Origin of the sequence: Butyricicoccus faecihominis, from assembly GCF_024462775.1 — a bacterium.
Classification (GTDB): domain Bacteria; phylum Bacillota; class Clostridia; order Oscillospirales; family Butyricicoccaceae; genus Agathobaculum; species Agathobaculum faecihominis_A.
Genome location: NZ_JANGCE010000041.1, coordinates 1 through 15,049 on the forward strand (window position 1 = coordinate 1; position 15,049 = coordinate 15,049).

The following is a 15,049-nucleotide window of genomic DNA, read 5'->3' on the forward strand; positions in this document are numbered from 1 at the left end:
GGAATGCGCAAAATTATAAAGGCCGAACATAATAGCGGTGCCGATCAATGTATTCACAACGCCGACAAGCAGGAATTTCAGAAGCTTACGGTCGAGAAAGCGAATCATTTAACGTCCTCCTCCGTTTCACGGACTATGTAAATGGGGCGTTTCTTTGTTTCTAGATAAGTTTTTGCTAAATATTGTCCAATAATCCCTAAGGAAAGCTGAAGCGTTCCGCCAATCAGCAGCAACAAACATGTCAGCGTTGGATAGCCCGCTACTGGATCACCCCAAATTACAGTTTTAATTATTACACCAATAATGCCAATCACTGCTACTAAACAGAATAGGATACCTAATACAGATGAAATAGCCAATGGAGTTGTAGAAAACGCAACAATCCCTTCGATGGAATAAATGAGTAATCCCCAGAACGACCATTTCGTTTCTCCCGCCACTCTTTCCACATTTTCATATGGAATCCAGCTAGTTTTAAATCCAATCCAACCAAAGATTCCCTTTGAAAAGCGGTTATATTCTCCCATAGATAAAATTGCATTCGCCGCTTGCCGTGTTAACATCCGGTAGTCCGATGCGCCATCTACAAAATCAGCCTTGGAAATCTTGTTAATCATTTGGTAAAACAGTCGGGCAAAAAAGCTACGGATGGGTGGCTCGCCTTTTCGGTCAACACGCCGAGCGGCGGCGATATCATACTCCCCGGTCTGCAGGGCTTCGTACATTTGTCCTAGCATAGCCGGAGGATGCTGCAGATCCGCGTCCATAAAAACAATATAGTCGCCAAAGGCTTTTTCCAAACCGGCAAAAATTGCAGCTTCCTTGCCAAAATTTCGAGAGAAAGAAAGATACCGAATCCGTTCGTCATCTACCGTATATTGGCGCAATAGGGGTAATGTTCCATCCTGAGAGCCATCGTTAATAAATAGAATCTCGGCATCCAACGCGTAAGCCGTATTCAGTTTGGCAGCCTCGTCCACAATTGCGCTGTAAAAATGCGGAAGGGATTCCTGCTCATTATAGCAGGGAACAATAATAGTCAATAAGGGCATATGTAGACCTCCTAGTATTCTGGGCTATGCAATAGGGAAATTGAAATTTTCAAGATTGCAGAAGGTAGTACCATCCAATGAAATCCACGCGGCGCTTTCCACGATCCCAGTTTGAAAATTAAATGCATAGATGGTTACCCCGGTTGCTCCAGGCAGCAAAATGACCCTTCCATTCAGGGTTGCCCCTATCTCCAGATTGGTGTCGTCATAGAAATCAGTTTTTCCCACAAGAGAAAGCAATACCGGAAGAACGCCTCCACACAAATCACTTCCTGCTTCCAATGTCAGCACCGTATCGCTACTATCACTTTCATACGCAGCAAGACTGCGAGATGCAGGCAGCAAAATACCCGCAAACTTATTGCCAAAGGTAACGGGAAACTCCTGACAGCCAGCTGCTTGCACTATCGTCTGCATCACCTCCGCCCGATTATCCTCTGCATTGTGATAGGAGGTAAAAAGAACCGTCCGATTTTCATCTAGTCCGCCTAGGGAAGCCCCGTACTCTAGCGGAGTAAGAGATTGCAGCGTGAGTTCTTCGTACCCGTCCCCTACCGTGAAGGCACTTGGCACTGCTAGATAATACCCGTCCTCATGGATAATTCGCAATCCTTTCACGGTCAAAAGCTTTGGTAAAATAATTTTAACATCCTGAATTACGTATATTTTGTTCTGAGGAATGCTGCCGACCAATAGCGCCTCAACCGTTGCGTATGATTGCTTTGTTGCCGTGTCTACACTTTGCCGGGCAGCTTGAGATATGTTTAGCTTTACACCGTATTCAACCGCTTTAGGCACCAAAGCCTGCGTGTCGCCTGCACTATATCCCCAGAGAAAATCCAGATAGTCCGCCTGAGAGAAGACCTCGTCCCAAATTCCGGATTGTGGAAAAATCGTCTGCTCGTATGTAATAGTGGCGGCCTGCGTAAACCGTGTAACAGGATTTGTCATATTCAGCCGCTCTGTCCAATGAAGCGCCATTACAGGAATCAACATTAGGGCGAGGATGTTCCGCGTTATGCGAAACCGTTCCCAGAAGCGGACATAGCACACGAGGGCAAACGCGGTGTAGCCATAGGATATTACCCCAAAAACGGCCATTGGACTTGAAAATGTAAAAAGCTTATAAAGCTTATCAGGGAGCTGGATGGAAAAGAGCAATTGATCTCCAACACAAAAATCTGGAAACGCTGAAAAGAACAAAAACGCCATACAGACGGTCAGCAACGGAAGTCGATGCACAAAGGACTGCTTGCGTATTTGAGGAGAGCTTCCTATAAAGCGTTTTGCACGACCCAGTAAATCGCAAAGAAACAAACGGCACCCAATAAAGCACCTGCGATAAATACGCCCCACCGGTCTTGTCTTTCTACAGTCTCCCGTCGGTCAAACCAAAAAATCAAATAGGCCGTTCCCTTGAGATCAAGATACTGTGCACATGGTCACACTCCCTCCGCTGCCGCCTTTTTATGAGCACGACAGATCCGACAAAAATACGCTGAGCTGCCGGATATCGTCGCCGTCGGCGGGGAAGTCCCGCTCCATAACGATGGACACGTCCAAAAGCGCGTCCGGCTCCACAGGGATGTCCAGCACGGTTGTTTCCCCGATCAGGGCAAATTCCTGCGCGTCCCCGTTCACTGTGATCACGCCGGATATGGTTTGATACTCCTCTTTCGGCTGATACAGTTCCACATGAAGCAGTCCATCCTCACCGGAACGGATCTGAAAAGCGCTCTCTTTTGTCAGCCAGCCATCGTTGCTGTATCCACTGACCTTGACACAAGTGTCCAGCGTCTGCCCCGCATTAGTGCGGCTTTGAGCGGCGGAAAAGGACTCAGCCGTACTTGGGATCAATTCTTCATCTACCTCTGTAAAGTAACAAACGTACCACTTGTCGGCCTGATAGCTTCCACTATAATCCACAATCATATAGGTATCACTGAGGTAAGGTGCAGAAGATAAGCCCAATAGCTGTTCCTTAGACATGACACACAACTCACTTCCAATCCAGATGTAAAATGAAGTATCATCAAAGTAAATACGGCTATCAAAAGCGGTGCCTTCCTGATTGACAATCTGAACCGTTTTGCCGGAAGCTACGGCGTACTGTGTCCAATATGGGTCATGGATGGCCAGTGCATCCCGCGTCTGAAAAAGATCCGTTGTGTAGACTGTGGCTTCTCCCATATTCTGCATGACTGGGGATTTGACCATCTCCTCTATGGTTCCCAGCCGTTGAAAGTTTTCTTCATGGCGCTGGGCAAATTCTCCGTTCATCAATTGCACGGGAATCATCACACAGAGCATGCAAAAAACCGCTACCCACGGCGCGACTTTGGGGGGCAGCCGCTTTAATACCTGCCAGAGAACAAAGCAGCACAAAAAAGTGGCCAGAGGATACATAAAAAAAGTAGTGGGCACCGCAGCGCCTTCGTTGCCGCCGAAACCCGTCTGATATAATTCAGCCATAGCTGTTGGAAGAGTGGGCAACACCAAGAGAAGCAGCGTGGAAAGAGCAATCAGAACCGAGCGCTGCGTTCTAGCCTGAGAATCATGCATCACTTTTCGAACCAGCGCATATACTAGCGCGGAAAAAGCCCCGCATACTAAAATTAAGCGGGCAATGTCATCAATGGTAATGTCTTGATAAATGCGAAACAAATAGTGATACTTTGGCAGCGTCCAATAGTATCCCGGGAAAGCAGAGCGAACCAATTGAACAATAATTTTCACCGCGTTCAGCGGATCAGGCAAAATCAAATGATTACCGCTATATTGGGAGGGAATGACCCTACCGATTGCGAAATACAGTGATAAATAGATTGTCCCCGTCCCTACAGGCCAGAGGAAATCCCTCCACCTGCGTAGGCTTTCTCGAAGACCTCTTTGATAGACCGCAAGAGCAACGTAGGCAGGAACAAAGGTGACAAATGACTCATAGCTACATAGAGTGATAAAAAGAAACACGACAAATGCGATCAGCTTTTTGTGGCTACGCTGTTTCAGCCAATCCCAGTATTGAATCATGGAAAGAAGAAGGAGACTGAAGGGAATATTATATAGGGTGCTAAATGCATTTGGGGAGTTCAGCTCAAAGCTCACAGGGAGAAACGCAATGAGGGACAATGCACAAAATGCGGAAAATGCACGGTCAGAAAACAACCGATTTAGAAGCTTTGCAAATAGCAAAAATACTATTAAAATAGAAAGCATCTGCAATAATTTATAAGACCAAGAAGCCTGCCCCCAAAAGCCAAAGGACATGGTAATGGGATTTATAACAGAGGATAGTGTCCGTCCACTACGCAAATGGACTTGAAAAAACTCTTCAAAAAAGGCTAAAAACCCCTGTCCGCTGTAAAATCGTGATTGTAACTCATCGTTACACATAATGCCTTCGCGGTACCATGGAATCAGCACTGCAAAAAGAAAAATACCAAAGAGCAGACAGGCGGTACGCCTGCATTTGGCCTGCTCCCAAATGTTTAGCATTGCTTCACGGCGTTCCCGCTGTTCCGATCTCTTTTCTAACATGCTTCTTTCTCTCCTATGCGTTTTTCCTTGTCAATGAGGCCAAGTGCATTCACACAAAATTCCCCGCACGCCGCACCTCTCCCCTGCTTCCACATCCCATGGCTTATCGCCAAATAGAATACACCGTTCAGGATCCAAATCAAATTCGCGAATCGTCTCCTCAATCATCCCTGACTCCGGCTTGCGGCAGTGGCACGGCCCTGTAAAGTCCGGATGGTGCGGGCAAAAGTAAAATGCGTCAATATGGGCGCCGTATTCGGCGAGCCGCTCATTCATATAGCGGTGAAGCGTCCTCATATCCTCTTCTGTGTAATATCCGCGCGCGATGCCGGCCTGATTGGTAACCACAATCACCTTGAATCCCCAGTCATTCCACTTCCTGATGAATTGTGGCATACCGTCTATAAACTTCAAATCCTCACAACGGTGCAGATAATTGATTTCTACGTTGATCGTGCCGTCCCTATCAAAAAAAGCGGCACGGTTTTTTTTGCACTTGTCTTTCAGTTCCTCCTGCGCACGCAGGTAATCGTCTTCAATGCCAATATCAATAAAATACCCGTCGCTTGGGAATGCGCCCAAGCGTTCTTTATCAACCCATTTTTCTAAAATCTCGTTTTCAAACGAAAACGTCGTCTCATGTACCGCATCTAAGAAGCTGCGCGACATCAAATAGATACCGCCGTTGATCCAGCCAGCCTCGCAAAACTGCTTTTCGTAAAACGCTTTAATTCTTCCCTGCTCAATTTCAAGCGTCCCATACCTATCAAATTTCTCCATCCGTTTTGTTGCCAGCACAAAACGCAGGTCTTTGTCTCGTCTGAACCGCTCCATTTGTTTCAAATCAACTTGAAAAAGCGTATCCCCATTCACAACGTAAACAAATTCATCCCTGCACAGCGCCAGCGCCTGTTTGATTGCACCCCCGGTGAACAGCGGCGTTTCCTCTGACGAATAAACCACTTGCATCCCCCGGTATGCCGCTCCGAAATAATTCCGTATGACCTCCTGTTTATAACCTACCGCCAGAATTACACGTTCTATCCCCTTAGCCTGCAGATCGTCCAGTATGAATCGAAGAAACGGGCGACCACAGACCGGCGCCATAGGCTTTGGCACATCAGATACGATATGGGCGAGGCGCGTGCCAAACCCGCCTGCTAAAACGATTGCTTCCCTCATCACGCATCCACTCCGAACAGTTCGTTTTCCACGCAGGCGCACAGGCAATGGTAAATCGGCAGGTGATACTCCTGAATCTGATAGGTGATGTTCGAGGGCGCGCAGATACAGATATCGCTGAGGGCCTTCACTTTACCTCCGCTCTGGCCTGTCAGGGCAATAGTCGTTATGCCTTGGATCCGGGCGATTCGCGCAGCATTAAGAATGTTGGCGGAGTTGCCGGAGGTAGAGATCCCCAGCAGGATATCGCCTTCCCTGCCATAGCTCAAGACCTGCTGTGCAAATGCCATTTCCGCGGAATTATCGTTTGTATAGGCGGTCATCAATGCAGTCTCACTGACAAGGGAAATGGCCGGCACCGCCCGCTGCAGGTGCGCGATCATGGCTTCCGCATGCTCAGGATAGGCACTTCTCAGCTTTTTCTGCATATCCGCATCCAACGGTCGATCCAACATGAAGGTCTTCATCAGTTCGCCAACGATATGCTCACTGTCCGACGCGCTGCCGCCGTTGCCGCACACCAGCAGCTTGCCACCGGAGGAAAAGCAGGCCAGTAAGGCTTCAATAGCTGCTTCGATCTCAGCTTTGCAGGCACACAAGGTCGGGTATCTTTCCAGCAAATTGCAGTATATTGTTCTTGTCGTGTCTCGCATCAGCGTTTTCCCCTCTCAGTACAGCGTCCACGCCTGCGTTCCCAGCTCCGTAAAGCTGGTGACCATCACCCGTCCGTCTGTTTTCTTCAACTCGTCCACCAGCTCATAGCGACGAATGGGATCACAGATGATCATCATAAATCCGCCGCCGCCCGCGCCGCTGATCTTGGCGGCCTTGCCGCCGTGCGCCATCACAAAGGAATATGTCTCTTCGATCTTCGGATTGCTGATAATGGCAGAGGTCTTTTTCTTGGCCTCCCAGCCGCGATGCAGGCATTCCGCAAAGCCGTCAAAGTCGCCTTTCAAAACGCATTCCTTCATCCGCGCAGCCTGCGCTTTCAGTTCGTGCATCCCTTCCAGAGATTTTTCGCTTTTCTGACAGCGCACCTGTTCCTCAATAATCTTTGCGCTGTCCCGCGAGGTACCCGTATAATACAGAACCAGAGAGTTTTCCAGTTCGTTTTTGATCCAGCGCTTGATGCGCAGCGGATTGACGATCACTCGATTATCTGCAAAAAACTCCATGTAGTTCAGCCCGCCGAAAGTTGCGGCATACTGATCCTGCTTGCCGCCGGACAGCCCCAGATCCTTTCGCTCGATCTGATAGGCTAGATCCGCCATATCATACTCTCCCAGCGGCAGGTTCAGCCATTCCATATAGGCTTTTAGCATAGCTACAACCATAGTTGAGGATGATCCCAAACCACTGCCCGCTGGTGCGTCGGAATATGTAGTCATCCGCAAAGACAAAGGTTTACCCCCACAATAATCCCGAACAACACGGTTATAAACGCCACGATGCAAAAGAAGTGCACCATCTAACGGGAATTCATCAGATGCGGGCAGACTCACATGCTCTCCTAGATCTGCCGCGCAGAATTCAACAAAACCGTTATCTGTTGGCTCAATAGTGCAGTAAGTATACATATCTATCGTGGCATTTAGTATGACGCCGCCGAACTGATCACAATAAGGAGACACGTCGGTCCCTCCGCCTGCAAAGCCCAAACGCAAAGGTGCTTTAGAACGGATAATCATCTTTGCGCTCCTTTCAGCGGGTAAGAAAATTGCAGCCTGTAGAAAGCCGCGTCCGCCAATAGTCCAATAGATCATGCATGGTCTTTTCAAATGGAATCTCCGGTTCCCAGCCAGTGTGCGTTTTAAATTTGCTACAGTCTGGAATCTGTAAATCAGCATCAATAGGCCGCAGTCGCTCCGGATCGGTTTCCACCTTAATCTGATCCTTCATAGGCGAATAAGAAATCAGAGTGTACAAAGTATCGCCAACCTCACAAGTGTGAGAGCCTCCGATGTTGTAATACGCACCTGCAATGGGTTTTTTTGTTACCAACATATAGTAAGCTCGTACCGCATCACGTACATCTGCATATGTGCGCAGACTATTCAGATTTCCCACTTTGACGATCGGCGGAATAAGCCCTTTCTCGATCATAGCAATCTGCTTGGCAAATGTAGATTCATGGAAAACGTCACCGCGCCGTGGCCCGGTATGGGTGAACATTCTAGTAGTCATCACGGTCATGTCATAGGCCTCGGCATAATAACGGCCCAGCAGATCCGTACCCACCTTAGAAATAGCATAGGGAGATGCAGGATGGAATGGACATTCTTCGTGAATTCCTGTTTCCGGTTTTTTATCTGCCGGGATCTTTCCAAACACCTCGGAGGAAGCACAAACATGAATTATCGGATGGTATTCTTTGTTTAAAGCCATTTCCGAGCGAATCGCCTCCAGCAGGCGGCAAGTACCCAGAATATTAGTGTTTAATGTATCAATGGGCGCTGTAAAACTGGTTAGCGGATAGCTCTGTGCGGCCAGATGAAACACATAATCCGGATGAATCACACGAATCAAATTAATAAGAGAAATTTCATCATTCAGATCGGCATATTCAAAAAACAGCCGATCCTTTTCATTAGCCCGTTCCAGCAGGTGATCCACATTATCCAAGGGACTTCTCCAACGGCACACACCATAAATGTCCCAATCCGTATTCTCCAGCAGAAAATCCGCTAAATGGGACCCTACCATGCCGGTTACACCTGTGATTAATGCTTTTATGCTCATATTTTTTTGATCTCCTTTTCTTGCCTAAACTCTATCTGCATTGCAGTTGACAACGCAGTCGCCTTTCTGCCCAGTAAAGAGTCCAGATAGAGCGAATTAGTTTCAATCCTGTCTGGACGCGCCTCAAAAAAGCATGGGTTTGGCGTGCTGATGGTATAACGAAGTTCTGGTGCTGCCAATTGTCGAAACATTTCCGCCATGTCTGCCCGACACAATAGTTCGGGCCCACAAAGGTGAAATACGGAAGTACTCCACTGTTCAAAGCTATGACCTAAGGCAATTACAGCATCTAAAACATCGCTCAGATATACCACATTTCTATATAAAGCTTGGAAAACATCCGCGGTTTCGTTTCTGTCTGCACAATTACGCAGATAACACATAAATTTGTCTTCTTTTGAAAAGACATAGGAGAGTCGAAAAGTTTTAAACCTTGGGTCATCAGAAAACGCTTTTTCGACATAGTGTTTCATTTTTCCGTACTGTCCCACTGGTAAAACAGGCATTCTTTCATTGTGTGCACATTTTGTTGCTCCGACTACCACATCGCTGGAGAAGAAGAGTACATACGCACCTCTCGTCAAACACTCCTGAACTAGTCGCTCCGTACCAATAACATTTACCGCATATGCATCCTTATAGTTATCCCGACAGATATTTGGAGAAGAAACAGCAGCCAGAAGAACAACCAGATCACCTGACCGTATCTCATCACAATCCGCCGCCGAAAAATCTATCAAATCCAGATGTTTTTCTCCTTTAGAAGGATGACGTGCATAAAGGCATATTGCTTCTCCCTCCGGAATTTTTTTTAACAGCCGTTTCGCAATAAATCCGGTGCTGCCAATAATATGCCAAGTCATTACTTAACCTCCACGTGATCAAATTCTTTAGAGAAAAAGCGCTGCGCCGCATCTCTTGAGTAATGCGCACGAACATACTCATAGCAAGCTGATGATTCTTTTACAGCTCCATCGCGATACAGTTTCACAACTTTGCATGCAAAGGCTTCTGCTGAATTCGTTGCCAAAATACATTTGTCGATACCGGGTAGTCCCTCAATTCCGGTAGATGTCGTGACAATTGGAATACCGTGATACATCGCCTCGATTGTTTTGCCCTTCACACCAGCACCATATCGAAGCGGGATCACGCAGACACGACATTCCGCATACAACCGCTCAAGCTCATCATCCGACACATAGCCATGCAAAATGATGGATTCAGATTCCAGTGTCCGAATTTCCTCAGGCGGATTAGAGCCAACAATATGAAATCGCACATCCAAAAGTTCTTCCTGAATTTTGGGAAGGACTTCCGTACAGAACCACATTACTGCATCCCCATTAGGGTGGTGGTTAAAACCGCCAACAAACAGCAAATCCTTTGTTTCGTCCCGTGGAGGAAGACTGTGGTAAAACGTATCATAAATAAAAATTGGGCAAATCACCGTCTTAGATGGCTTGAAGCTCTCATCAATAATCTTTTTTTCATCTACACTAAGCGTAAATACAGTGTCAGTTAGCTCAATTAGCCGGAACTCCTTTACTTTCCATTCCTGAGAAGACTTCAAGAGAGCAGGATTTCCGGAAAGTTCATATTCCCGCTGTTCTCTCAGATAGTGTAGGTCGCATACGTTATATACCAACTTTGCGCGGGTATACTTTTTAACAGCATCTATATACTTCTCCGCAATATATGGGCGATTTAGAAATACAACATCAAATTTTTCGCCATTTTCCTTTAGCCACTCTTTACAATGCTTAGCATAATAAGGCCCGTATAACACTTCGACTCCCATCTGTTGAAGCTCTTGCGTGTATGGCTGATGTGGGAAAAAGTTATCCCCGATAAATTTCACAGAGAAGCCCATTTCTACCCAGAGTTTCAAATATTGATAAATCGTGCGGCTTCCCGCGTCTTTATCATACATAGGCACATAATGATCGACCATCAACAGCGTCTTTTTATTTCGGCTGCGATCCCGGGCGAGGAATACATTTTCTCCGTTGTCGAAATTCTCTTCTTTCAGAACATCCTTCCACTTCTCGTAAAACTTTTTCTGATTTGTCACCTGATAGGCTTTTTGCCCGTTGGCGGTATCCGTGCCGTTCGACACTCCCTCAAAGTGAACTACCACGGAAAGAGGCTGATAGAGCACCTGATAGCCGCGGCGACGCACTTCAAAGGCTAGATCGCTGTCCTCGCAGTAAGCGGGGGCAAAGCGCTCATCAAAGCCGCCGATTTCTTCCCACAGCACACGCCGAATCATGATAGAAGCGCCCGAAATATAGTCCGTTTCTTTGACATAGTTATATTCCGGCAGCGAGGGATCCGACCGGTTGCCATAGTTCCATGCGCTTCCGTCCCTCCACAGAATTCCACCGGCTTCCTGCAGCCGTCCGTCCGGATACACCAGCTTGGAACCCGTCAGTCCAATCGTGTCATCGCTTTCCATCAGATCAATCAGCGGCTGCAGCCAGTTTTCCTGCACCTGCGTGTCATTGTTGAGGAACAGAATATATTGACCCCTTGCCTGCTTCGCCGCATGGTTGCAGTTTAAAAGAAAGCGTAAATTTTCCTGATTCCGAATGACGCGCAGCCCGCTGATGATTTCCTCAATTTTTTCTGTCAAATCCGTCGAACAATCATCTGCAACAATAATTTCATAGGATACCTCGCCGCTGTTTGCCAGAATTGACTTAATGCAGGCATAGGTGAAATCAAACTGGTTGTATACCGGAATGACAATGGATACCGTTGGGTTTTCCCACTGCGGAACCGCCAGCCGCTCATAATCCTTTACGCTTTTAGCCGCCTGCACATTGACCGGTTCCAGTGTAATCTGCGTCTCCGGCAAAGAAGCGGGTGTGAAGCAGTCATTCAGCCTGCGGGACGCGCCATCGACACCCTCCCGCTGCACGGTGCTGAAAAACTTTCGTATCCGCTTGGGTGTGCATTTGGCAAGAAAACGGAGCGGATGCTTTACAAACTTGACCAGCATTTTCCCCGCCAAGCGGCGTCGGCTTCCCTGTGGAACCAAAAAGTCGCGCAGCCTCCAGAAATAACCCATAAACCGCCAGGAACGCGAGTTCTTGATTCGATTTAGTTCTCTGTCCGATTCCAAAAGCAGCTGAATGTGCCCTTCTTTATTCAGCACCTCCTGTTTCAGCTGCCGCTCGCTTAGAATCAGCTGCTCAATCCAACCGGTTTTATTCCTGAGATCATCTTCCAGCTCAGTAATTTGTAGCTTTTGCTCAGCCATTACACGGCGTTGTCGTTCTGTATCCGCCTTCAGGTCTCGTTCAGACTGCAAGAGCAGCTTAATATGTCCTTCCCTGCGTTTCAGCTCACCCTGTAAGCGTTCCTGCTCCCGCGTCAAGCGTTCGTTGTTTTCTTGAATGAGATCCAACGTATCCTTGAACTTTGGGGTATTGTGATACTGTGTGCAATACCCATCCTGACCGTAAAAATCACCCGTGCGCAGAAAAACCTTTTCCCATATTGCACTCTCCATGCTGTCATAGCTTGTCCAGCGTTCTTCAGCAATGCCCAAAAACTTTAGCAACTCCGGCAGCGTTATTGCGCTATGTGGAGCTTCCCGCGCAAAAATGGATTTTACAGCATAGTACAAAATAAATTCGAGCGGAAGATCTGATATACACCATTCCTGGTCAAAAAACACCAGTTCATTACCGTCTAAAAAGGCATTATAGAATGTCATATCGACATAGCCATTTTGAAGCACTGGCCCAAACTTTTCGTTTGGCTCGGCAATTCCCGCCTTTACTAATGCGTTTTCACTTGCATTGGACAGTGCAGAGCTTTTCAGTAACGCTTTGCGTAACGACTCTGTCATTCTCCAAGCGCTGTTCAAGTCAGCGCATTCAATGTATTCACGAAACCTTTTATCTGCCCGTGGTAAACTTGACAACGGGCGAGATAAGGCCCCATCTTTGAAGCTGCCTGTCAGAACCTTTAGTCCTGCGTTCGCCAAAGAGCTTTCATTGCGATCAATTTGTTGTAAATGCTTCTGCGCCAACGGATGCGCTGCCTGCTTTGTTAAGATGCCATCGGAGTTAATCGTCGTAATAACGCGGTACTCCGGTTTACACTCTCCGCGAGCCGTAATTAAAACAGGATGCTTTTCCTCCAGTGGAGCAGCTGACGCCTCAACAAAAAAAGAGTTTGCAAAGAAAGAAACAACATCGTTTTCTGCTATATCCGCATAAAGCTTTCGCTCATCAGCAGTCAGCAAACTTCCTTTTCCATACGTATATGCAATATTAGTCAGATCTGAACCCGACGGCTTCCATTCATCCGTAAAAAGCATGGTGGGAAATTTGTAGTCCGGCAGAACCGCGTAAAACCGCTGCTCTGGCAAACCCGCTTCCGCCAATAATTTTTTCAGCGCAGCTCTTGAAAAAGTGCGTGCTGTACGTGGCTTTTGGAACCCTTCAATTCCAACAAAGGGTTCTTGCAAGTGGTCTTCTGCCGCGCCGCACCAGTATTTCAAGCCGTACTGATTTTCAATGGCAAATAGCAGACGCCCCTCCGGCTTTAGAAATCGTTTTGCAGTTTGTAAAAACTCTTTATGCGGTTCCTCGTTCTCCGAAAAAAGAGCTGCATATTCCAATACACCGATAAAAACCACGTAGTCAAATGTCTCCGCTATCTCCAGCTGATTTACATCGCCCACTAAAATATGCAAATTATTTCGGTCAGGATATCGGGCACTAATAACCGCAGCTCGTTCCCGATTCATCTCCACCGCTGTCACGGTGGCACACCGATCGCAGAGCAAGCCCGTGATAGACCCCATTCCCGCGCCGATTTCTAAAACAGAGGATCCTGAACGAAAGGGATACCAGTTCAGAATATTCCGTCGAACAGAGGAGAACGTATTATTCGTAGTATATTCATAGCATTCTGAAATTGCTGTCTGAGACAAGTCCTCGGGATAGTTTTCAGCAATTTCAAGCATTCGCCGTTCTGTCTCCCGGCCGTCAGAGTAGACCTTCGTCTCGTCCTGCTCTTCCAAAATCATTGTTTTTTCTCCTTTGTTCATGTCCGTACTTTGCTTCGTCGTTACACAATTTCTAAAATATTTTCCAATACTTTAATATCTGTAACTTGTGATGTAAGTCTTTCAAGTGTGTTTACCGCTTCCTGAAATGCGGAATTTTCCGGGTAAAAAACATTGTCTTCTTTATATTGCTCCGTAGATAGTGTTCCCCAGTTTGTCAAATATTGAAAGCGGACAGCATCAGCTCCCCATTTTCTTCCCAATTCCACAAAGGTCTCCATCTCCCGATAGTTTTGCTTTTGTACAACAAAATTCAAGGTAAGGCGTTCAATATTTCCGTTTTTCCGAAGCTGTGAGATAAACTTAGCATTTTCACATAGGATTTCCCACTTTGCCCCAAAGCGTATTGCTTCGTACGTTTCTTTCAAGGCAGCATCCATTGAAATATATAAAATTATTGGTATCTTATGCAGGTTAAAAAAATCATTCCATAATGTCCGTGTAAACAACTGTGCATTTGTAATAAAGGAAAGCTTAAGTTGCGGAAACTCCTCGGCACTTAATGTTTTTAAAAAATTGCAACAAGCCATGCTGGCAAACACTTCACCTGTGCTGAGCATTTCCAATTGACGACAGTTTCCCAACAGAGGTCGCACTTTATTAATCAGCATTTCTTCCACGCGTTTGCTTTGCTCTTTGTTGAGAAATCTTTTTGACGTACGGCAACTAGGACACTGCAAATTGCAAGTTTCATCACAGCCAAGCGTAATATATTTAGGTAAATGGCTGATAGTACAAGTCTTCCAATTGGAAAAGGAAATTGAACCCTCTTTTTTACGAACAGGATGAGTGGCGTCCTCCCCTTCAAGCCTGTCCCGATTGGCCAACCACATGCAATAATCATGACAATATTCAAAATCACCCATGGTTACAGAATAGCGAAGCTTTTTCACCTTATCGCAATTCCACATCTCATCAAAATCGTCTGTATAGATATTTCCAATTGAATACCCGCTTTTTAAGTGGCCGCTGCAGCATGTATACACTTCGCCTCTGGGCAATATTTCTATTCGCTCAAATGGAAAGGAGCAGCAATAATCTCCATAGGGGTGTTCCCCGCACCACTTTTGCTCCACAACTCGTTCATGAAGAGCGCTGGTCTCGTCATGGCGAAACCGCCAAAAATTGATTTCTTCCTCCATTGAAGAGTGGCCTGCATAAAGCTTTTTGGTTTCTGCTTCAAAATCATCCCGCTGTTTCATGAACACGCCGCGCTGACGTTCCACCTCATGAATCTCACTATCCTTTTCAGCTAATATTTTATAAAGTCTTTTAGTCTCCGCTTCAAAGTCATCTCGTTGCTGGATAAAAACATTTCTCTGCCGTTCCACTTCGTGCAGTTCATCAGTTAGTTTAGTCAGTCTCTGGGGCAGGTCATCCTGCTCGCCAGCATCTGCTGGCGAGCATTGGCCCTGTGTGGAGGCCAATGCGTTTTCATTTTTATCCATTT

Annotated in this window: 10 protein-coding genes; all 10 read right to left on the reverse strand. The window is 46.6% G+C overall.

Annotation, left to right across the window (positions count from 1 at the left end; translation table 11 throughout):
* Positions 1 to 104: 104 nt before the first annotated feature.
* The gene (locus NE562_RS15840; protein WP_280963389.1) at positions 105 to 1,052 is read right to left on the reverse strand and encodes a glycosyltransferase family 2 protein; all 948 of its coding nucleotides are present in this window, start codon (positions 1,050 to 1,052) and stop codon (positions 105 to 107) included.
* A 24-nt stretch (positions 1,053 to 1,076) separates the two neighbouring features.
* On the reverse strand, positions 1,077 to 2,279 hold the full coding sequence (locus tag NE562_RS15845) for a hypothetical protein (RefSeq protein WP_280963390.1): 1,203 nt from the start codon (positions 2,277 to 2,279) through the stop codon (positions 1,077 to 1,079).
* Between the two features lie 240 nt (positions 2,280 to 2,519).
* The gene (locus NE562_RS15850) at positions 2,520 to 4,589 is read right to left on the reverse strand and encodes an ArnT family glycosyltransferase (protein WP_280963391.1); all 2,070 of its coding nucleotides are present in this window, start codon (positions 4,587 to 4,589) and stop codon (positions 2,520 to 2,522) included.
* A gap of 30 nt (positions 4,590 to 4,619) precedes the next feature.
* Complete coding sequence (locus NE562_RS15855; RefSeq protein WP_280963392.1) at positions 4,620 to 5,771, reverse strand: HAD-IIIA family hydrolase; 1,152 nt, start codon at positions 5,769 to 5,771, stop codon at positions 4,620 to 4,622.
* Positions 5,771 to 6,391, reverse strand: a complete 621-nt coding sequence (locus NE562_RS15860) for a D-sedoheptulose-7-phosphate isomerase (protein WP_280963393.1) — start codon at positions 6,389 to 6,391, stop codon at positions 5,771 to 5,773. Before NE562_RS15860 ends, NE562_RS15855 begins: the two co-directional genes overlap by 1 nt.
* A gap of 48 nt (positions 6,392 to 6,439) precedes the next feature.
* Positions 6,440 to 7,537 (reverse strand): dehydrogenase, encoded by a 1,098-nt coding sequence (locus NE562_RS15865; protein WP_330646042.1) that lies wholly within the window; start codon positions 7,535 to 7,537, stop codon positions 6,440 to 6,442.
* Positions 7,476 to 8,513 (reverse strand): GDP-mannose 4,6-dehydratase, encoded by a 1,038-nt coding sequence (locus tag NE562_RS15870; protein WP_280963394.1) that lies wholly within the window; start codon positions 8,511 to 8,513, stop codon positions 7,476 to 7,478. Before NE562_RS15870 ends, NE562_RS15865 begins: the two co-directional genes overlap by 62 nt.
* A complete protein-coding gene (locus NE562_RS15875) occupies positions 8,510 to 9,376 on the reverse strand; it encodes a sugar nucleotide-binding protein (RefSeq protein ID WP_280963395.1) in 867 nt (288 codons plus the stop codon). Before NE562_RS15875 ends, NE562_RS15870 begins: the two co-directional genes overlap by 4 nt.
* Positions 9,376 to 13,581: a glycosyltransferase gene (locus NE562_RS15880; protein WP_280963396.1), complete on the reverse strand. Its 4,206-nt coding sequence runs from the start codon at positions 13,579 to 13,581 to the stop codon at positions 9,376 to 9,378. Before NE562_RS15880 ends, NE562_RS15875 begins: the two co-directional genes overlap by 1 nt.
* Positions 13,582 to 13,601: 20 nt before the next feature.
* On the reverse strand, positions 13,602 to 15,047 hold the full coding sequence (locus NE562_RS15885; RefSeq protein ID WP_280963397.1) for an SPASM domain-containing protein: 1,446 nt from the start codon (positions 15,045 to 15,047) through the stop codon (positions 13,602 to 13,604).
* Between the last annotated feature and the right edge of the window lie 2 nt (positions 15,048 to 15,049).